Below are 21,508 nucleotides of genomic sequence, written 5' to 3' on the forward strand. Positions count from 1 at the left end.
AATACAATATGCCAAGCTTTAAATCAAGAATGCAGCCACTAGCTTTCAAATAATCTTCTTGAAAGCCAGCTTATTTTGTGATATTTTGCCTGGATGCAGAAATTAATTTTTCTGCTAACTTTTTTACCCTTTTCCCTATCTCTAAAGGAATTCTTTCATTTTTTACTATTTTTTTCTAAAGAACTATTAACTAATAAAATTGAGAATTTAATGGACCTTTACATCATGCCAAGTTTAGAAAGGACCAATCAAATTTTCACCTTGTATGTTGTATTTCCCTTTATCATACTTTTAGGCCTCTATTTCACTATAAAACTTCGTGGCTTTCAAATTGCTAGGCTCAAAAACAGCTTTGGTTATTTACTTAAACAACAAAAAAACGCACAAGGAAATATTAGCTATTTTGAAGCCATTTCTACCGTATTGGCAGGAAATTTTGGCACCGGCAATATCTCCGGTATGGCTATAGCCCTCTCAACAGGTGGACCAGGGGCTTTGATATGGATGTGGATCATTGCTTTTTTTGGCTCAGCTATCCAATATTCGAGCTGTATTTTGGGCGTCAAATATCGCCAGAAAGATGAAGGTGGAGAGTATGTAAGCGGCCCTATGTACTATCTAAGTAAAGGGCTTGGCTTAAACAGTCTAGCTAAAATATTTTGCGTTTTCACCCTATTTGCTGCCCTAGCGGTAGGTAATTTTGCTCAGATCAATTCCATGACGCTTCCTATCCAAAAGATGGGCTTTCCCCCTTTATTGTGCGGCTTTATATTTGCTTTCTTTATTGGACTCGTCTTATTAGGCGGCATTCAAAGAATCGCGCGCTTTGCCTCCATCATTGTGCCCTTAAAAGCTTTTTTATATCTTACTTTTACTTTGATTATCCTCTACTTAAATCGTGAGAAAGTCTGGCCTGCTTTGCAATTAATGTTCACCTCTGCTTTCAACTTTCAAGCAGCAGCGGGGGGTATCATAGGAATTAGCACCTTAAAAGCCATTACTACTGGCTTTAACCGAGCAATTTTTGCTACAGATGCAGGTACCGGAATTGTACCCATTTTACAAGCAAGTGCACGTACAGAACATCCTGTAATCGATGGGCTTGTATCTCTTGTGGCTCCTTGTATGGTTTTGATTGTATGCACGATGACAGGCCTTGTTTTATTGACTACGGGTGCTTGGCAGCACGGTGATCTACAAAGCACCAATATGGTCACTTATGCTTTTCGTATAGGCCTGGGACATCAAATCGGTGAATATGTGGTCATCATTGCCCTAATTATGTTTGGGTTCACTACCATTCTTGCCTGGGCTTACTGTGCCACACAAGCGATCACCTATCTAGGAGGGCATCGTTTTGCACGCCCCTTTACCTATCTTTATATTTTACTGATTCCCCTAGGAACTTTAATTCAGATAAATTTAGTATGGGATCTTGCTGATCTATGCATTACTTGTATGCTAGTTGTTAATCTGATAGGCATTGCAGGTCTTGCTAACGAAGTAATTATCGATAGTCGGGCCTATTTTAAGGATGATAAATTAAAGGCTAAAAAAAACGCTATAGGCAAAGAAAGCGCTTAATTAAGTTTTAAAAATCGAAAAAAAGCGTTCAGTTGAATGAAAAAGGGCTAAATTTCTAAAGTTTTTACACCTTAAGAAGGAATTCTTAAAGGTGTGCCGGGTTTCAGATCATCTGTTTTAAGTTTATTGTAGTTGCGCAAAACCTCAATATCGACCTTAAAGCGCCGAGAAATTTTCCATAGAGAATCTCCTTCTTGAACAATATATAAACGATCTGAAGGAGAAGAAGTAGGTGACTTAGAGGCTTTAGGTGCTAACGTTTGGCTAGCAGGCTTTTTAGGAGAAGAATTAAATGGGGTTGGACTAGGAGATGATAGAGGGGCAAGAGGCTTAGAGGGATTTTCTCGGATTATAGGCCGCTTAAGAGGCGTTTCGGCGGGAGAAGGCCCTAAGACAAAGCGCTTCATGGCGCCATGAGGTAAATTGTTTTCAGGAATCAGATCGCCTGCATACTGGTATAACTTAGCTCCTGCAGCTTTCCATACGTTATCACTGCGTGGCCTGTCCAGCAGGTCTAAAGCATACTTTTCACTCTCAGAAGTTTTATCTTCTAATAGTGCTAATAAAGCCACTACATGATAATCATCCAGTTTATTCAAAGCAAACTCTCCATCTACTTTCAATAGTAGATAAGCCGCATGTTTGGACTGACAATCTATATATTCTAATAAAAAACGTTGCCTTCTAGCAGCTGAAAGATCTTGGACAATTTTTTGCTGCTCGGCAAAGCCTGACAGCATGCCCCATGTACCATCCAATAGCATATTTTGCAGCTCTATTTTACTTATTGGCACTTCAGCTCGATTAAAAAGCCATTCTACAGCAAGAAACTCTGAAGTCATAAAAAAAGCATCGGATAAACTAGCATCCTCCCGATCTTTAAATTTTTTAAGCTGCAAAAATAGCCCTTTGCTGGTTAAAGGCCATCTTTCAGTGTTAGCAAATTGGATAACCGCTTGAAAATTTTCGTCCGATAATCCTGGATATACAGTAATGATAGCTGGTTGCCCACTTCTAAGCTGGCCATAGATAATCGAACGTTGCTGAGCCAAAGGTTGATGGCCCAATAAAGCACGCGATAAATCGAAATGATGAAATGCAACCAAGCAAGCTAGCGCAATATCCCTTTGAGTATAACCATTTTCTATCAGCTGATGATTTGAAAGCCTAGTTATCAATTGATCGAAAGACAAAGAACGAAAATAATGGATTAATTCAATATTTCCTTTTGTGCTAGCTAAAGGAGCTTGTTGTTCTTGTTTTAAGGCAGGCTTTTGCTCAAAATAAAGGGGAGGCGGAGCATCTTTAATAAACCAATAAAAGCAGAGGGAAAGGAGAATAATATTTAAAGCTCCACTAGCGGTTAAAACTAGGATAAGCCTGCGTATATACTTTAAATGAAGATTATCGAGATTCATTGCAATCGTGACTCAAGGGAAAGAATTTCTTGCAGCAGACTTTTGGGTAATCGGTCACCCAACATTTTGAAGTAAGCTTTAGTTTCCTGCACCTCTTTTTTCCATTGTTCTTTATCTATATGAAAAAGGTTTGCCAGGGCATCTTCTGTGATAGGCAAATTACTTAAGTCAAGAGCTCCAGGGCTAGGAACATAGCCTAAAGGTGATTCAATTGCATGGTTTACGCCAGCGCAACGTTCAAAAATCCATTTCAACACACGAATATTTTCACCATAGCCTGGCCAAAGCCACTCACCCTTCTCTCCTTTTCTAAACCAATTAACGTAAAAAATTTTGGGTAATTTTCCAGAATGAGTCTGTTTTTCCATAGAAAGCCAATGAGCAAAATAGTCTCCCATATTATATCCGCAAAATGGCAGCATAGCAAAGGGATCGCGCCGTAACTTACCTACCGTTCCTGTAGCAGCGGCAGTCATCTCTGATGAGACAGTCGCACCAAAAAAAACACCATGCTGCCAGCTAAATGATTCCAAACACAGAGGTTGCAGAGAGGAACGTCTACCACCAAATACAATGGCGGAAATGGGCACCCCTTTTGGATCTTGCCAAGCTGGGTCCATAGCTGGGCACTGAGAAGCTGGCACGGTAAAACGAGAGTTTGGATGTGCAGCTGCAGCTTTAGAGGTAGGAGTCCAATCCTGGCCTAACCAATCCTTTAAATGCTTAGGTATCTGTTCTGTCATTCCTTCCCACCACACATCGCCTTCCTCTGTCAAGGCCACGTTGGTAAAAATGCTATTGCGTTCAATGCTCCGCATAGCCTGAGAATTAGATTTCAGCGAGGTGCCTGGTGCCACGCCAAAAAAGCCTGCTTCCGGATTAATAGCATATAAATGCCCATCGGTGTCAAATTTCATCCAGGCAATATCATCACCAATGGCTTCCACCTTCCAGCCGGGGAGGGTAGAGGTCAACATGGCTAAATTTGTTTTTCCACAGGCACTAGGAAAAGCTGCGGCTATATATTTTTTCTCTCCATGAGGGTTAGTAATCCCTAGGATAAGCATGTGTTCTGCTAGCCATCCTTCATCCCTTGCCATAACTGAAGCAATACGTAAAGCAAAACATTTTTTACCTAAAAGAGCATTCCCTCCATAGCCACTCCCGAAAGACCAAATGGTACGCTCTTCAGGAAAATGTACAATATATCGATGATCAGGATTACAAGGCCAAGGGGTGTCTTTCTCCCCCTTAACCAAAGGCTTTCCTACAGAATGAATACAGGGTATAAAAGAGCCACTCTCCCCTAACACATCCAACACTTTTTGACCCATACGAGTCATAAGGTGCATACTGACGACGACATAGGGCGAGTCTGTAAGCTCTACTCCTATATGGGAGATATCAGATTCTAAAGGACCCATGCTATAAGGAATAACATACATGGAGCGTCCTCGCATACATCCTTTAAAAAGAGCTTTCAAAGTTTTTTTCATGTCCTGAGGATCGCGCCAATTATTGGTAGGCCCAGCATCTTCCTTATTTTTTGAACAAATAAAAGTACTTTCTTCTACACGCGCGACATCGCGGGGATCGGAACGGCAAAGAAAACTATGGGGACGCTTACTAGGATTAAGTTTAAGAAAAGAGCCAGCTTTTAACATTTGCTCACATAGCTGGTCATACTCAGCTAAAGAACCGTCGCATAAAATAAGGCGATCAGGTTGCGTTAATTGCCGCATCTCTTCAATCCATTCGTTAAGACGCGGATTTTGAATTTTCATATTCCCACCCTTTAAGCACCCTTATCCTCATCTAGCTAAGCCTAACAAATTTAATAGGTATCACTAAGGATGAGTATGGATTTATCTTTTATCTAAACAAGCTTAATAAGTAAGGTAGGAGAAAATGAAAAATATGAATTCTAACACGACACGATTGCTTGATAACCATTTATCTCATTTTTAGCATTCTCTTAAAAGCATCTAAGATTTTTTTAAATGTTGGGTCTCTTGAGATCTTAAGATTAGCTTGGTTAGCTTTAAACTCTGCCTGCTAATGCTTACCTATTTACCTATCATTTACAGTTGTTTACGTCTTTTAAATTTATCCAAATATTCTAGGGCTTTTCCTGTGCCCAAACATACGGCAAGTAAAGGATTTTGAGCGATGATGACTGGTAAGCCAGTCTCTTTAATCAAGGCTTTGTCAATTCCTTTAATCAAAGCCCCCCCTCCGGCTAAAACCATGCCTCTTTCCACCAAATCGGCCGCTAATTCAGGAGGACACTTTTCTAACGTCAGCTTAACGCTCTCAATAATTTGTTGAATAGGTTCAGCTAAGCATTCTCTAATTTCTACGGAATTGATTCTTTTGGTTACAGGCAGCCCTGCCACTTGATCGCGTCCGCGGACCTCCATCTCTAGCTCGTTGCCTCCCAAGGGATAAGCTGACCCAATGGTCATCTTAATTTCTTCCGCAGTTCGAGGACCGATCATCAAATTGTAAGTGCGGCGCATATAATTGACAATGCACTCGTCAAACTCATCACCTGCAATCCTTAAAGAACGGGATTCTACAATGCCCCCTAAAGAGATAATAGCAATTTCTGTCGTCCCTCCTCCAATGTCAATAATCATATTAGCAGAAGCTTCATGGACAGGCAAATCGACCCCAATGGCTGCAGCCATAGGCTCCTCTATAAGGATGACCTCTTGAGCACCAGCATGCAGGGCAGAATCCTCTACTGCACGCTTCTCTACTCCTGTGATACCTGAAGGAACAGCGATAAGAATTTTAGGTCGAAATAAGCTACGTGAAGGTGTCACACGTTTAATTAAAGCTTTAAGCATACCTTCGGCAATTTCAAAGTCCGCAATAACCCCGTCTTTCATCGGCCTGACGGCATGTATCTTACGAGGAGTCTTGCCTAACATCGCTTTTGCTTTTTGGCCGACAGCCAGAACTTCATTAGTAGTAGAATCAACCGCCACAACGGAGGGCTCTGCTAAAACGATGCCTTTTCCTCTAACAAAAACTAAGGTGTTAGCTGTTCCAAGATCGATACCAATATCATTTGAGAAGACGCCACGGAACTTAGTAAGCTGCCCAAAAGCAGAACGGGCCATTTTACTGAAGTTATCTTTGATTCCTAATTGATTTTTCTTACTCATAGGGCCTCTATTGTACCTTTTATGTTTGCAACAACTCCAACACCTCTTCCCAAGTCAATTTCGAGATAGCTTCGTCATCTGAGCTTACGACTTTTTTCACAAGACCTTTTTTACGATTCTGCAGCTCCATGATTTTTTCTTCGATGGTATTGAGTGTCACCAATTTATATGCTGAAACGGCATTTTTTTGCCCAATTCTATGCACACGATCTGTTGCCTGATTTTCTACGGCCGGATTCCACCACATATCATAATGAATGACTGTATCAGCTCCGACAAGATTTAGTCCAGTACCTCCGGCCTTTAAAGATACTAGAAAAACAGGGATATTTTGATCTTCGTTAAATTTTTTTACAATATTTAAACGATTCTTACTCGCTCCATCAAGATATTCAAAAGGTATACCTTGCCTTTGTAAATCTTCACGCATGATATTAAGCATGCGCGTATATTGGCTGAAAATGACAGTTTTATGCTTTCCCTCTATAAGAGTTTGTAGCAACTCCATCAACATATCGTATTTAGAAGAATCCCCCATTTCCGCTTTGTCTTTAGCAAAGATTGCTGGATGGCAACAAATCTGTTTCAAACGAGTCAGGGTAGCCAACACATGAATCTGAATTTTTTCAAAGCCCTCCCGCTTGACTAGCTTAGAGAGTTCTTCCCTTGCCGAGGCGGCATAAGAATGATAAAGCTCGCGCTGAGCCTCTGAAAGATGGCAATGATAGACAATTTCAGAGACAGGCGGTAGTTCGGAAAGTACGTCTTGCTTCATGCGCCGTAAAATGAAAGGAGAAACTTTGTGGCGTAAAATTTCCAGTTGGGAGCCGGCTGGCTGGGAAGGATGCCGAATATATTTTTCCACAAACCTTTCATAACTGCTGAGCAAGCCAGGCATTAAAAAGTCAAACAAGCTCCATAGCTCATCTAATGAATTTTCTATAGGTGTACCTGTGAGAATTAGACGATGAGCGGCCTGTATCATTTTTACTGATTTGGCATTGCGGGTTCCACGATTCTTAATATGCTGGGCCTCATCTAGAATGCAATAACCGAACTTAATAGTAATATAGAAATCTACATCCTTTTGTAAAAGGCTATAAGAGGTAATAATGACATCGAAGTCTCGAATAGAGGTTAATAATTTTTTACGTTGCGTAGGAGTGCCATCTACAGCTAATACTTTAAGCTGAGGGTTAAACTTACCAATCTCTTCTTTCCAATTATAAACCAAAGAAGTAGGGCAAACAACGAGAGAAATAGCTTTTGGATGCTCAAGTTTATGCTGCGTAATTGCAATAATCGATTGCAAAGTTTTTCCTAGGCCCATATCGTCAGCTAGGATACCGTTCAAATGCATGTCACGTAAACGATTAAGCCAGCTTACCCCTTCATTTTGATAGGATCTAAGCGAGGCTTGAATATTTTTAGGAATAACACTTGTGCAAGGAATAGCCATGCCTAACATCTGCTCTTGAATGAGTTTTAGCTTAGGGCTCATGGTAATATCTAGCGGTAAACCTTGGTAAGCCTTGACATCGATACTTGATAAGCTCCACAAAGGGCAAACCTGTACATGGTCTGCTAGCTGTTTAACCCCTATGTCATCTAGTAATTGGATAATCGGCGCCAGCTTATCAAGCTCTAAAACGAGAATTTTATGCGATTTAGAAGCTGAATTTTTCTTTTTAGTGCTCTTTTTTCGTGCTAGCTCTACAAAAGCACGCTTTGTCGATAAACATTCCCACAACATATCTAAAGTAAAGCCGTTTAAATACCCATTCACCTTAATGTGCACTTCATACTGATCAATACGCTCGGTTTCTTTAAGGTGAATTTTGAATTGAGTCTCTTCATAAATGAATTGATCTAAAAGATTTTCAGGGCAATTAAATTTAATACGATCTTGATTATGAGGAATAGTATCGGTCATAAATTCAATAATTTTTTTATCTGTTTTAGCAATAAAAAAACCGGTCGAGGGATCATAAATAAAATCTTGAAAGAGTTCTCGTAAGATTTTTTGCTCTTCAGTCAAATTACGTGCTAAAATTCCTTCTTTGGTGACAAAGGGTAAGATGTGATTAGGATTAATTTGCGAGGGAGCCGCTGGTACAACAATATCATCATAAATAAATTGTAAAGCTGCTTCTAGCTCACCATTTAAATAATTTATATCGCAAATAGCACGTAGTTTACCCACAAAAGGCAGGGTTACAAAGCGATCGATAATCTCACGATTATAAATATCTGCATAACGCATAAGCTCAGGTAAAGAATTTTCTACAAAAGTTCCAAAAAGAGCTTCAGGGATGGTTACATCACGAATAGCTGGCAAATTACGGAGATGTTTTCGTCGAATACGTGGTTGAAATCTATAATAGTTGTTCTGATACAACAAGCCAGGCTTGGCACATTCAAAGAGGCGCACTTCAGGTAAAGTTACTCGCTGATCAACATCAATCATTAAAGTGGGATTAACCAAGATTTTAGGGCTATCTGCTTTTATATATTCTAATTCAAAACGCAGCTTCCCAAACTGGCCTGAATAGCGTAAAGGCTCTTCCATAGTACCACAATAAAAGCAAGGCAGCAAGGGATGTTCAGCCTCTGCTTCATAGGAGGTATTTAAAGCTTTAGGACGAGCAATAGCTCCCTCATAAGCCTGAGCAAGAAGGTTTCCAAAAGCTTCTAAATCAATGTATATAAGGCGTAAATTGCGATCTTCTTTTATTTCAGGGAAACGCGCAAAATCCATCAGCATTTTAAGAGTTTGGGCACTATCTTCATCAAAAGATTGCAGAGTGAAATAATAACGTTTATTTCCAATGTAAAAAGGCTCTTGATAACACAAAGAATCCAAAAACTCTCGAGCATTGGCGATATTTAAAGGCTTAGAACGAAAGGGCAACCTTAAAGCTAGCTGCACTTCCACATAAGATTGCGTGGAGGTAGGAGCTATATTGGAAAAGATGATAGCCAATTCTGCTTTATCTTGTATTAGCTCTTCTTCGGGAAGAAAAAAAGGAGATTTTCCTAAGACATCCGAGGCACCTACATATTCTATAAGCAGCTCTTTTTGCTGCTTTTTGTTGCGGCGAACCGTTTCTTTAGTTTCCGCTTCTTTAAAGGTTTCACGTAGGGTCTCCTTTTCAGATTCATCAATAGCTGGATTTTTGCCTAGATCGGTCTCTTTAGAGTATTTTACAATAGTTTCATCTAGATGCGCTTCTAAATAAAACAAAACAGCAGATAAATGCTGACAGTCATATTGATGAGGGCAATCGCAATCTGAATCTATGGTAGTTGATTCACGCCGATCGATTTCTATTTCACAATTGTAAGTTTTTTCAAAGGCCCCTTGTACTTTACAACTCAAACGGACACGCTGAGCGTCTAAAGTGACGATTTTTGCCGACGAAACTGTCCCCTTTTCATAGAGAGCTTTTCCATCTTTTAATAAAGCAGACGAGTAATCTTGCTTAAGCTTTCGAAAGTTTAGCATGTTATATTCTTAAAAATTTATATTTAATGAAGGGTAAGAGCTACTGTCCACATCGGCGCAGTATATAAAGTTAAGATCATGTTGTCAAAACAAACTAAAATTCGTAAATAAATTCAAGTATTATTATATTTTTTTTTGCCCTATCCTCTACATTTTTAAGAAAAAGTAGAGCTAAAAAAGGCCCCTATTCCCTATCTTTTGCCTTACCTTCCTTGTAATTTATATTTATCCCTGTATAGCTTAAATCCTCACTCATGGTATTTTTTAACTATTTAAAGTCTTTTCCTCTTTACTCCTTAAAGATTTAGTTGCCCATTTTGTAGATTTGGCTAGCATTTTTTGCCTTTGCCACCTCTCTTTTTAAAAATTTTTTAGCTTTTTTTATCTAATGTTCCTTAAAGCTTAAAATCCCCCTCAATAATCGGCTCTAAGCTTACCATGAATCGCTCTATTTCTTAGCCTTTTTGCCTTAAACTTCATAGAGCACCTCTATTTTTTTTCTTTTTATTTTTATGAAAACAAAGAAATCTTATTTTCTGGCAGCCAAAAACATTCAGTATGAATGCAACACGAAATATCTCCTGTTAATCTTTTAAATTATACAACTTTTGTGGAAGCTAAATAATCCTTAAAGCGTCTCCATCCAAACTTTTTTCTTAAGGGGCCTTTAAATTTTAAAAAGACCCTCTTCGTACAGCCTTTAGTGACCTCTCTTTTTTTCTTGTTAGAAAAGCTTTATATTTTTATACTTCCACTTCTGCGCTTAAAAATCGTGCGGGTGTAGCTCAGGGGTAGAGCATCACGTTGCCAACGTGAGTGTCGTGAGTTCAAATCTCATCACCCGCTATTGACAAACTTTTTATGCATAGGAAATAGACTGCGGGTGTAGCTCAGGGGTAGAGCATCACGTTGCCAACGTGAGTGTCGTGAGTTCAAATCTCATCACCCGCTACTTTAGCAATATCTTCTTAATTTCCGATTATGATAATTTAAAATTTTGCTCCTTTGAAATAAGTAGTTTTTTCTATTTTCCTCCCCATCTTTTATTATGAGGTATTTTTGTGTCAGCTCAACAAAACGAATATAAAAATGATAACCTTCATGTTATTTTTTCACGTGCACCAGGATGTAAAATAAAACTCGAGATTACTGTCTCTCCTCTAGCAACTCAGGCGGCCTACAAGAAAGCTATTAAAAATGTTAATAAAGAAGTGACCTTGCCTGGCTTCCGTAAAGGAAAGGCTCCTGAAAATTTTATCGTGCAAAATTATAAAGCTCCTGTCGACCAAGAATGGAACGATCTTCTTGTCAACACTGCTTTCCAGGAAGCTCTTGAACTTACCCACGCTTACCCTTTTAGTAGGGATGCCATCCAACGCCCACAAATTAAAGAAATTTCTCTTGAAAAAGGGGCCCACTTAGTCATCGAATATGAAGCAGAGCCACGGGTGCCAAAAGTCAAGCCAGATGAACTGACCGTTAAAAAAGTCCAAAAGGAACCTGTTAGCCCTGCTCAGATCCAAGAAATTTTGCAGCAAATTCAACTTTCGCATGCGACTTGGGAAGATAAGGCAGATCATCCTATTATTGAAGGGGATTACGTTAACTTAACTATTGAAAATATGGATGAAGGCTTTGAAATCTGTAAAGACTCCCGCTTTCAGGTAGAAAAGAGCAAGATAGGAGCATGGTTATACAATCTTCTTATTGGCAAAAATGTTAACGACGTCGTAGAGGGCATGAGTGAGCAAGACTCTACCCATGCACAGACTTGTGAAGATCCTACGCATGATCATTCTGAGCCTACAAATTTCAAGCCTACCCGCTGCAAAATTACCATCACAGCTCATCAACAAGCCCTTCTTCCTGAACTCAATGATGAGCTAGCTGCCAAAGTCGGAGCTCCTACCGTAGAAGAATTAAAGGCCCGTATTGAAAAAAACTTAGAGAAGCGTGCAGATGAGTATGCCCAGCTGGAGCAACGACGCCAAATTGAAAAACAGCTAGCAGAAAAATATCCGTTTGATATTCCCTATTCATTGACAAAAGAAGATAAAGAATTGCAAATCATGCAAGCGCTTAAAAATATTCGGGCAGCAAACTTAAGCCCCGAGGAGCTTGAAAAAAAATCTGAAGAAGCCAGACAGCAGATCACTCAAAACATTGAAAATACTTATCGCCTATTCTATCTTCTACGCGAGGTAGCCGACGATCATCAAATAGAGGTTTCCCAAGAAGAAATCATGCAAGAGTTTATGAAACAAATGCTCAGCCAAGACACTTCTCTTATTAACGAATCGATGAAACCAGAAGATATGCGAGCAAGACTGCATAGTTTTTTAATCACTCAAAAAACTAAGGACCTTCTTGTCCAACAAGCCCAGCATATAGATTAATACTTGACTTGCTGAATATTTCATCTTATAAGTTTGAAGAAGCTACAAGAAAGAAGGATTGTTATGAATGAAGAAAGACCAAAAAGCTCATTGACCCCTTATGTGATTGAAGATACTGGGCGCGGCGAGCGATCGATGGATATTTTTTCCCGCTTACTTAAAGACCGCATCGTTTTTATTGGAACCGATATCACTGATCATGTAGCCAATGTAGTTGTAGCTCAACTTCTATTTTTAAAGATGGAAGATCCTAAAAAAGATGTCAATCTTTACATCAACTCTATGGGGGGTTACATTACTGCTGGTTTAGCTATCTACGATGTCCTACAATGGATGGGCTGCCGCATCAATACTTACTGTATAGGCCAAGCATCTTCCATGGGAGCTCTTTTACTAGCCGCAGGCACAAAAGGCCACCGCTACGCCTTACCTAATAGCCGGATTATGATTCATCAGCCTATTGGAGGTGTCGGCGGATCTTCTGCTGATATTGCCTTGCAAGCTAAAGAGATTCTTTATTTAAAAAAGCGCATTCATGAAATTATGGCTGAAGCTACAGGACAAAAAGTAGAAAGAATTGCTCAAGATTCGGAAAGAGATTTTTATATGAGTCCTCTTGAAGCAAAAGAGTATGGCTTAATTGATGAAGTTGTTACACCTAAAAAATAATTTATTTAAAGGTCAAGATGTCAAAAAAACCTACGCCTCTTAAAGAAGTAGTTTCCTGCTCTTTCTGTGGCCGTTCAGAAGAAGCTGTGGAAAAGCTTATTTCAGGACCCAACGTCTATATTTGTGATAAATGTGTTCGCCTTTGTGCAGGAATTTTAGACAAAAAAAAGACACCCAATCATGAGCTAAAGCTATTAAAACCTAAAGAAATTAAAGAGCGGTTGGATGAATATATTATTGGCCAGGAAAGTGCCAAGCGAACAATTTCTGTGGCAGTCTATAATCATTACAAGCGTTTACAAGCGCTAAATAAAAATAAAGAAGATGCGGAAAATAAAATTGATTTTAGCAAATCTAACGTTCTTCTTTTTGGTCCTACCGGCTCAGGAAAAACGTTAATAGCTAAAACACTAGCAACTATACTCGATGTCCCTTTTACTATTGCTGATGCTACGACACTTACCGAGGCTGGCTATGTGGGAGAGGATGTTGAAAATATCATCCTGCGTCTATTACAAGCGGCTGACTATGATGTAGCTAAAGCTGAGCAGGGAATTATCTATGTGGATGAAATTGATAAGATTAACCGCACCACCGCGAATGTTTCTATCACCCGCGATGTTTCTGGTGAAGGCGTGCAACAAGCTCTTCTAAAAATAGTTGAAGGCACAATAGCTAATGTACCTCCCAAAGGAGGACGTAAGCATCCTAACCAAGAATATATAAAAGTTAACACAGAAAATATTCTATTTATTGTAGGAGGAGCTTTCGTAAACCTTGAAAAAATGGTAGCTAAGCGTTTGGGAAGAAGCACGATCGGATTTACTAATGAATCTAAAGAAAGTATCGATCCTAACCAAAAGAGCATGCTCTTATCGAAAGCTGAGCCTGAAGATTTTGTTCAATTTGGGATGATTCCTGAGTTTATTGGTCGCTTCAATAGTATCGCCAACTGTAATGAACTTAAACTAGAAGATCTAAAAGATATTTTAATTAAGCCTAAAAACGCTGTTGCCAAGCAATTTGCGGCTATGTTTGAACTTGAGGGAGTAAAGCTTACCTTTACAGACGAAGCTCTCCATGCCATTGCTCATAAAGCAATGGAAGCTGGCACAGGCGCAAGGGCTTTACGGATGATTTTGGAAAGTAGCATGAAAGAGCTAATGTATGAAGTTCCCTCTGACAGCAGCATCGAAGAAATTATCATCGATAAAGAAACCATTACCGATTTAAAGGCGCCTCTGATTAAGAGAAACACTGAAAAGATTGCTTGAAGAGTGTTTGAAAATGCATAATAACTGTTAAAACACTCCTTAGGCAACTAATGGGTTAGAAGGCAAATCTTTTACTCAGGCGCAACTCCTTGGCAAGGAGGAGGATTAAAGTCTTTTCAATTTTTTAAAAGCCACCGCGTTGGTTGGCTTGTCCTACAGGATTTATCATGAAAGCTACGCCTCTTACCTTTCCCTTGCAAGAGGCAAGCCTTCGCGAAAGCTACGCTCAACTTCTACCTTCCTCCCTGCATAGCTGCTTAAAGGGCCAAGATCCTTATGAAATCCAATCGCCTGTCTATGGGATTGGCTTGGTTGAGCAAGAGCAACCGGTAGGGATTATCTTAGCGACAGCACACCTGCAGTTGCATACTGCTCACATCCATGCGTTAAATTTGGACAAGCACCATGTTAATCCTCGTCTGGCACGGCTTCTTCTAGAGGAAATGTCCAGGCTTCTAGCTTCGCTCTCTATCACCTTAGTAACCTTTTCTTACATTCAAGAAAGCCCTATGGCTTCTATATGGGAAAAGGTGTTTTTAGAGCAAAAGTGGCAAGGCCCTAGGCCTTTAATTGTCGAATGTCTTTTTAAACGCTCTGATTTTAATCTCCACTGGTGGCAGAACAAAAATATTACCTTAGAAGCTGGCTTTGAAGAACTTCTTTTTAAGAAGATCACTCATAAAGAACGACAAGATCTTATGCATCGTCAGGAACAGATGAGCATTCCCGACTACATTTTTCCTTTAGGAAGAGAAAAAAACTTAATAGAATATGAAAATAGCTTAGCGTTACGTTATAAACAACGCATCATAGGATGGATGATTACCCACCGTACGGCTCCTGAAGTCATACGCTATTCGGCCTTGTATTTGGAAGATGATTTCTCGCATACTAGATATTGGCTTAAATTGCTTATAGACGCTTTAAACATCCATAACACCATGCCCAATGCCCATTATGGAGCTTTGGAAATTAACCTAGACCAGATTTCTAGGTCCTGGCGTAAATTTATTGAAAGAAGGCTATTTCCTCAAGCTAGCCAAATTTTCCATCACCACTCTTTTTGGAAAGATTTTAATAATCATTAGCTCGCTCCTCCCTCTTCTCTATTGGCTTATATCAAAAAAATAAGCTTTGCTAACCCAGCCATTTGATCATCCTGCTAGGCTTCAAAGATAAAGAATAAAAAAAATTGATGACAGACAAATTTCTAAAATGTTTTTTATTAAGTATCTGCATCAGCAGGGACAGCTTAAATAGACTTTCCAATAAAAAACAGCTTTTCTAAAAAACTTTTGTAGCTTAAATGTAAATTTATTGGCCTGATTTCTGCGAAGACTTTACCTTTTACACCCTCCTTTTTAAAGGAGGGTTTGTGCTGCCCTAGTTGGCATAAAGGGACTCAAAAAGTGAAAAAAAGCTACGCTGAATAGCAAGCCAGTGGATCGGCCACATAAGCTTAATAAAAATTATAAAGTGATCTTTTTTATTAATGCCGAGCTTAAAACTTATGAAGTAAGCCTCTTAAACCTTAATTTACTCATAAAAAAAGAAAATATAAATATTTTTTTTAAAAACAATTGATGGTAAATTTATTTTTTAATATAATTAAACTATAAGGTTTAGAAAATTTCTTTCTAAAAAATCTATTAGGCATACACATTGCATTTACATTCCCTACAAAGAAAATAATGCTTAAGAATTTTTCGTTTCTAATACCCAAGCCTTAAAGACAGGAGATGTTAATATGGTTAGCCCTGTATCAAATAATAGCCAGCAAGACCCTTCGACTGAAAACATCTCAGCCGCTGACCCTGGGCTGAAAGCCAATTCCAATGCTTCCCCCTCGGTTTCCTCCCCATCCTCTACGCAAGTTTCCGGTGATACCTTAGCTAGTAGAGCTTTAGCTGACCCAGGATTAGTTATTTTTAATCCTGATAATCCTCAAATTCCCAAGCCCTCCCTTCTCTCTTATCTGCAAGTAATTTCTCTTGCCACGCGCATGAATAAGCAAAGCTCATACGACGAAAGTGCCCTCATTAATCTGCTTCGATCCAATTTTTACAAAAATTCTATCGATAATGCGAATAATCTCTTGCAAATCCTTAACGAACTTCTAGCTCTACAAGCTGAAACTCAAAAATTCAATCAAGCAGCTAATGATGGGATTAATTCAGTAAACATACCAATTTCTGACTACAATAGTGGCGTTTCCCAAGATAATAGCAGCACCACGAGTATCCATAACGCAGCTATTAACTTTAATAATGCCTACACCCTTTATCAAGCTCAAACGCAAGCTTTTCTAGCCGGTAATATTTCTGCTGAAGAATATGCCCAAAACACTGCTACTTACAATGCTGCACAAGCGGCATATAATCAGGCTGTTAATACTTATAATAACTATGTCACTTCCCGTAATCAGACAATTAATGCTTACAATGACGCTGTCAACGCTTATAACAATCAAGCAACCGCAAACAATCAAAAGCTAGCCGAGATTAACGAAAAAAGAGCAAGATATGGGTTAGAGCCTCTTCCCCCACAAGAATTACTCTCTACCTATGCTCCTCTTTTACCTGTAGCCTCTTCTGCACCTCCAGCTCCCGTAGATGTCCCTGCCGTCATTAATGCCTCGCCCATCCCGTTGCTTACTCCTTATCCCACTGCCACTCCTACCGATTTAATTGAATCGATCTATTTACCTCTTTTTCAGCTCACCTTTGCTATCGTAGGGCAAATCAACAAGGGCTTAAAGTTAAATCTAGATATGCGAGACTTTCTTGATTATTACTTACCCGTTAAAACATCTTTAATGGGTCTTCCTGCTTCCTTTGCTTCTCAAATGATGACAAATAACAATTCAGCAGCAGGCAACAGCAACACTGCAGGCTTAGCTTCTATTGCAGCCTCTCTAGAGCCTTCCATCGTCGCAAGGCTTCATAACCAAGGAAATCAAAATGCTTATTATCAAAAATTTAGTGCTGTGCTAAAATCAGGAACGATTGATGTATCCTTAGTAGCCACTGCCAATATATTGGCCAGTGCTTCCCTGGTGAGTGGCCAGCAGATGATTGATCTACTAAAAAATGATGCAGCTGGCCGGACTATTGATGGTGTCAATATAAGCAAAGCTTTAGCCTTAGGCTTTATTAGCAATGTTACGCATCTTATCGCTCAAAATAGCTTATCCTCTGCTTTACAAGACCTTAATGATAACCCTGCCGCTAGCCAGGCTTTAAACACTTTAAGCGCGCTCATCAATCTCTCATCGGCAGGAGTAGCTTTAAGTTTACTGTCCTCTTCCTTAGGGCAATCTGGTTTAGGCGCCCAATTATTAGGCTTGACTGGTCTCAGCTCATCCACCATTGCTAGCTTAACTGGACAAGGGGTAGGCATCAATGATTTTGCTTCTAATCCTTTTGTCCAGGCCTATGCCGCCCAGCAGTTATCTACTCAAATTGCTAATGCTCTAGGATTACAAGCAGGTTTACCCTCAAGTGGCGTAGGTGCTCTTCAACAAATGCTTCAAAATGCTGTTTTAGCCTCTTTTCAGCAAACTTCTTCTGTAGCAGCTTCTAATCAATTTTTTAATAACCTAGCCCAAAACTTAACTAAAAACGGAATTACAGGTCAGCAGGCCGCTGATGCACTTTCTGCTGCTTCTACCGCCTTTTATGATCCGCTTTTTACCTCTCAGGTTGATTTTAGAGATGGCTTAAAAAAATCTTTGGAATCTCAAGGTTTTTCTTCGAATGACGCCTTACAAATAGCCAGTTCAATAGCAGGTGTTGCTCCTACTGCTACAAGCGATCCTTTCTTTACTCCTAATGATTTAGATACCAATCGGTTCATTAGTAATTTAGCCAGCAATTTAACGCTTGCTGGAATCTCTACGCCTTCTGAAATTGCCAACAAAGTTGCCTCTGCTTTATTAGCAAACACCGAACAAATCTCTCAAGCTACTTTAAGAGACCACTTGCAATATCAACTGGGACTACAAGGGTTGGCTAAAGACGAAGCTCGCCGAGTAGCTACTGGCATTTCCTTCTCTGCCACCCTTGAGAACAATCCTCTTTCCCAAGCTAACCTACACCAAGAGCTTTTAAGCAGTATTACTGCTGTATATCTACCCGTATTAGGCTTAAAGAAAGCTCAAGAGCAAGCTCAGCAACTCGCCGATCTCCTGGTGGGACCGGCAAATGCTAATGCTAAAGATATCCATGATGCCGCACAACCTTATTCATTAGTCAGAAGCATTGCTGACCATTTAGACAGCATAAAAAAGACAGAAAATGAGGCTCTTTTTGAAGCAACCGTAGAAAGTTTTAAAGACTACATTAAGCCTTCTTTAGATCTATATACCTTCACCCAGCGATTGATGGACCCTGCCAATAAGCTAGTCTATGCCAACGATTTAATGCTTGCTCCTGCTGTCAATACGGGTACCATCAAAATGGGAGGAACCAATCCAGCTTTAGAAGTGGCCGTATAAAAATATTAAAAATAATTTTTAAAATAAAGATTTATATTTTATAAAGAAAAGAGCAGTTGAGAAGAGAAAATTTAACTTACTTAATCTCAAAAGCTTATTAAAAAACTAAGTAAGAATGTCTAATATTAAACATTAAGTCCTTCATTGGCTATAAGAAGGGGTAGGTTATGACCTTTACAACACCATATGTAAATATAAGTGGAATACCTAGTGCTATTCCTACACGGCTAGAATATACTAATGCTAAAGTAGCCTCCGCTTACTATAATGCTATTCTGGCATTTGTAAGAGTGTTGCAACTTCAAGGCTCTACGACCTCAGCCAATCCCTACCCGGCATCACTTATTTCTGCCCTAAACGTTTCAGAAGTCAATGCAGCTCTTAATCAACTGACTAATCTGGCCAAATATGGAGTCATTGTAACAAGCTCAGGGCAGATCATCTACCCTAGCTCAATCGTAAGCGCTGGCTTTTTGGCTGCCCATGGCTTATCCTCTAAAGTCCCTCCCTCAGCAGGTAAGTCTTCTTATAATCAACATCTCATGACGATGAGTATGGCCCAAGATTATGATGCCATTTTACGCTCTCTAGCAGCTATTGGCGTGAATACCAATGCTGCTGGCAGCAATATTCCTCAGCTAAATGCTAACCAGCTAAAACAATGGTTAGACCTAGCTATTCAAGTCTCCGCAGTCGCTAATGCTGTCCAGGCAGCACAGTTAGAGGGCTATGGAGGAGCACGCGGCTTACAAAGCATTATTGAAATTGACTACGTTCAGACAGGTAACCAGATCATTTCCAAAAATATGGCTCAGCTAAAAAGTGCTTTAAACATGACCCAACAAATCTTAGATAATTTGGCCGAACTTCAAAACTTGCATAACCAGGTTACTACCAAATCTAGTGCTTTTAACTTTAACTATGGGGATGGTAGAGGTAAAGATGGGCCTTCTGCTTGGAGCCCTGGTTATCAACAAGCGGCAAGTGCCTTCTATAACAAGCCTATTACCCCCGTTATTCTTCCTTCTATTGCTCCTGGATCTTCAGGATTTGTCTCGGCCTATAAGAGACTAGTAAACATCCGTACTCAATTAACCGAACAGCTAAAAACACTTTCAGCGATTACTTCCGCAAGCGATAGGAGCAATGTCACTAGCTTATATTCAAGGCTTAAACAAGTTCTAACGGATTTAAATACCACATTCAGTGTAAGTGGCCAACCTGTTCTCTCTACCACTCCACCAGGGCTAGCTTCAGCAGGCTTTAGGAAATGGATGTTGGATAATTATAGTGCTTTCAATAGTAGCGATGCCAATGCAGCAGGAAAGTTTCAACAAAATATTACCTTTGCTATTACAGCTAGTGAAAACTTAAACGATACTCAAAAAGAGACGGTAAGAAATTATCTTTATATCTTTGAAGAATATTATAAATCCGCTTCTGCAGCTCTACAAGCGATTTCACAAATTATCCAAAAAATGGCCCAGAATATCGCTAGGTAAACTTATTAACAGTAAAAGATAAATAAAAAAATTTACAATATAAACACGAAGCCTTTAGTGGATCTTAAAGATAACCTCTTTTATTTCTACATATGACTTTAAGGTCTTAATAAATAACTTCGGCATTTTCAGGAGGAGCCCTATGACCTCAAGTACTAATTCACAAAATTTCTTAGAAGATCTTAGCAGTATTGCTGGCTCATATGTGCTAGATACAAATCTTTCCTATGTGAGTGGCCAAATAGCTGTGATGCCGACTCAAAAATTATATAATACTTCTACCACGAGTGCAGCGACCATTAATAGCCATTTAACTCCCACTAATTTTAATTCCATAGATACGACCGACATTACAAGTTTTATCAACCAATTTTATACTAAAGTCTTAGGCTATCCTAGCACCAGCTCTATCCCTTCTGCAGCTTATGATCCTTCCAATGCAGCTAGCCCTTTGAATGGATTATATAATATTTATACCGCCTCAGTGGGTGCCAATCCGGATATAGGAAATACAGATCTTAGTAGCATTATCAATGTTTCCAATCTGCCTGGACAATTTAAAGCAGCCTTCTCTGATTTCATTAAAAATTTTAATTTCTCTATCTTATCTAGTAGCAGTAGCGCTGAAACTCTCACTCTTAACGGCACTACCTATACAGCTACCCTTAGCAATAATTATGGAAATTTTACTAAAGCTTTCCTCAACTATTTAAGCACCACGACAGTTATTCAAACCTCTAACAAATCTAGTGTGTTAAATTTATTGAATAGCCAAAATAGCACCGGCGTTACTTATGTACAATCCTATCAAGCTATCTATGAATCTTTTAATGGTCCGGTAGGAACTTTATCCCAAAACTCTGCTAACTGGACTGTCGCGCAGAGAGTTTTTGTGCAACGCCTTTCTGCTTTTTATACCAGCGAGCTAGCTAAAACCGCTACTAGCAGCCAACCTTCTGGCTCTTTCGAAGCAAGCCAAGACTTGGGGGATTGGTACACTTATACCCAAAACCTTTACTACAATCCTCAATTTAGCCCCAATGCGTTAACTAGGGATTCCAATAGCACCTTTATCTTAAATGAAGTTTTACTAGCTCTTATCAGCATGCTCGGGACCATACAAAATGTAGCGGCCGCCCAGTCCCAAGCTTTGAGCTTCTTATCGCAGTGGCAAGCTGCTTATAGTGATAAGCTGAGGCAAATGCGTACCTTTACTCAAGGGGATGGCACGGTTCTAGGAGGTACCAATAGCTGGAACAAAGATGCAGCCCAAGCCACCCGTAACGCGCTTAATAACGTCAACCAAAACTACATTAGTAAATTACAGGCCAGCCAACAAACCCTTTCTGATCAAGCCAAATCCTTACAAGCTAATGTTAATCAAAGTAATGATGCGGCAAGCCAGCAGGGCAGTGTGGCCGACAGCATTTTGCAACAATTAAGCACAATTTTATCTGCAATTTTTAAATAATCCAGAATTTTCAATATAAAA

12 protein-coding genes and 2 tRNA genes are annotated in these 21,508 nt (G+C 39.5%); 10 read left to right on the forward strand and 4 right to left on the reverse strand.

Annotated elements, in window-relative coordinates:
- The first annotated feature begins 225 nt into the window (after positions 1–225).
- The gene (locus NEOC65_RS00825; protein ID WP_242678248.1) at positions 226–1,584 is read left to right on the forward strand and encodes an alanine/glycine:cation symporter family protein; all 1,359 of its coding nucleotides are present in this window, start codon (positions 226–228) and stop codon (positions 1,582–1,584) included.
- Between the two features lie 71 nt (positions 1,585–1,655).
- On the opposite strand, the gene NEOC65_RS00830 is transcribed toward NEOC65_RS00825, so the two are convergent.
- From NEOC65_RS00830 to NEOC65_RS00845, 4 genes are all read right to left on the reverse strand, one after another.
- Positions 1,656–3,002: a LysM peptidoglycan-binding domain-containing protein gene (locus tag NEOC65_RS00830; protein ID WP_166158399.1), complete on the reverse strand. Its 1,347-nt coding sequence runs from the start codon at positions 3,000–3,002 to the stop codon at positions 1,656–1,658.
- Positions 2,999–4,786, reverse strand: a complete 1,788-nt coding sequence (locus NEOC65_RS00835; protein ID WP_213155400.1) for a phosphoenolpyruvate carboxykinase (GTP) — start codon at positions 4,784–4,786, stop codon at positions 2,999–3,001. The genes NEOC65_RS00830 and NEOC65_RS00835 overlap by 4 nt, the downstream gene beginning before the upstream one ends.
- Before the next feature lie 297 nt (positions 4,787–5,083).
- On the reverse strand, positions 5,084–6,130 hold the full coding sequence (locus NEOC65_RS00840) for an MreB/Mrl family cell shape determining protein (protein WP_174232801.1): 1,047 nt from the start codon (positions 6,128–6,130) through the stop codon (positions 5,084–5,086).
- 64 nt (positions 6,131–6,194) lie between these two features.
- Positions 6,195–9,680, reverse strand: a complete 3,486-nt coding sequence (locus tag NEOC65_RS00845) for a DEAD/DEAH box helicase (RefSeq protein WP_213155401.1) — start codon at positions 9,678–9,680, stop codon at positions 6,195–6,197.
- Positions 9,681–10,454: 774 nt separating this feature from the next.
- Here NEOC65_RS00845 and NEOC65_RS00850 point away from each other — a divergent pair.
- From NEOC65_RS00850 to NEOC65_RS00890, 9 genes are all read left to right on the forward strand, one after another.
- Positions 10,455–10,526 (forward strand) — tRNA-Gly (locus NEOC65_RS00850).
- A gap of 33 nt (positions 10,527–10,559) precedes the next feature.
- Positions 10,560–10,631 (forward strand) — tRNA-Gly (locus NEOC65_RS00855).
- Positions 10,632–10,741: 110 nt separating this feature from the next.
- Positions 10,742–12,076: a trigger factor gene (tig, locus tag NEOC65_RS00860; RefSeq protein WP_213155402.1), complete on the forward strand. Its 1,335-nt coding sequence runs from the start codon at positions 10,742–10,744 to the stop codon at positions 12,074–12,076.
- Between the two features lie 63 nt (positions 12,077–12,139).
- A complete protein-coding gene (locus NEOC65_RS00865; protein WP_166158387.1) occupies positions 12,140–12,745 on the forward strand; it encodes an ATP-dependent Clp protease proteolytic subunit in 606 nt (201 codons plus the stop codon).
- 17 nt (positions 12,746–12,762) lie between these two features.
- On the forward strand, positions 12,763–14,019 hold the full coding sequence (clpX, locus tag NEOC65_RS00870; protein ID WP_166158384.1) for an ATP-dependent Clp protease ATP-binding subunit ClpX: 1,257 nt from the start codon (positions 12,763–12,765) through the stop codon (positions 14,017–14,019).
- A 167-nt stretch (positions 14,020–14,186) separates the two neighbouring features.
- Positions 14,187–15,107 carry a hypothetical protein gene (locus NEOC65_RS00875; RefSeq protein ID WP_166158380.1) on the forward strand — a complete coding sequence of 307 codons (921 nt, stop codon included), beginning with the start codon at positions 14,187–14,189 and terminating at the stop codon, positions 15,105–15,107.
- Between the two features lie 659 nt (positions 15,108–15,766).
- Positions 15,767–18,514, forward strand: a complete 2,748-nt coding sequence (locus tag NEOC65_RS00880; RefSeq protein WP_213155403.1) for a hypothetical protein — start codon at positions 15,767–15,769, stop codon at positions 18,512–18,514.
- A 167-nt stretch (positions 18,515–18,681) separates the two neighbouring features.
- Positions 18,682–20,016, forward strand: coding sequence for a hypothetical protein (locus tag NEOC65_RS00885; protein ID WP_213151880.1), 1,335 nt, complete (start codon positions 18,682–18,684; stop codon positions 20,014–20,016).
- A 142-nt stretch (positions 20,017–20,158) separates the two neighbouring features.
- Positions 20,159–21,487, forward strand: coding sequence for a hypothetical protein (locus NEOC65_RS00890; RefSeq protein ID WP_166158371.1), 1,329 nt, complete (start codon positions 20,159–20,161; stop codon positions 21,485–21,487).
- Positions 21,488–21,508: the final 21 nt, after the last annotated feature.

Origin of the sequence: Neochlamydia sp. AcF65, from assembly GCF_018342435.1 — a bacterium.
Lineage (GTDB): Bacteria > Chlamydiota > Chlamydiia > Chlamydiales > Parachlamydiaceae > Neochlamydia.

Excerpts from the sequence above, each read along its gene's own strand:
- NEOC65_RS00825 (WP_242678248.1), top strand. The coding sequence starts at position 226 with ATGCCAAGTTTAGAAAGGACCAATCAAATTTTCACCTTGTATGTTGTA.
- NEOC65_RS00830 (WP_166158399.1), bottom strand. The coding sequence starts at position 3,002 with ATGAATCTCGATAATCTTCATTTAAAGTATATACGCAGGCTTATCCTA.
- NEOC65_RS00835 (WP_213155400.1), bottom strand. The coding sequence starts at position 4,786 with ATGAAAATTCAAAATCCGCGTCTTAACGAATGGATTGAAGAGATGCGG.
- NEOC65_RS00840 (WP_174232801.1), bottom strand. The coding sequence starts at position 6,130 with ATGGCCCGTTCTGCTTTTGGGCAGCTTACTAAGTTCCGTGGCGTCTTC.
- NEOC65_RS00845 (WP_213155401.1), bottom strand. The coding sequence starts at position 9,680 with ATGCTAAACTTTCGAAAGCTTAAGCAAGATTACTCGTCTGCTTTATTA.
- NEOC65_RS00865 (WP_166158387.1), top strand. The coding sequence starts at position 12,140 with ATGAATGAAGAAAGACCAAAAAGCTCATTGACCCCTTATGTGATTGAA.
- clpX (WP_166158384.1), top strand. The coding sequence starts at position 12,763 with ATGTCAAAAAAACCTACGCCTCTTAAAGAAGTAGTTTCCTGCTCTTTC.
- NEOC65_RS00875 (WP_166158380.1), top strand. The coding sequence starts at position 14,187 with ATGAAAGCTACGCCTCTTACCTTTCCCTTGCAAGAGGCAAGCCTTCGC.
- NEOC65_RS00880 (WP_213155403.1), top strand. The coding sequence starts at position 15,767 with ATGGTTAGCCCTGTATCAAATAATAGCCAGCAAGACCCTTCGACTGAA.
- NEOC65_RS00885 (WP_213151880.1), top strand. The coding sequence starts at position 18,682 with ATGACCTTTACAACACCATATGTAAATATAAGTGGAATACCTAGTGCT.
- NEOC65_RS00890 (WP_166158371.1), top strand. The coding sequence starts at position 20,159 with ATGACCTCAAGTACTAATTCACAAAATTTCTTAGAAGATCTTAGCAGT.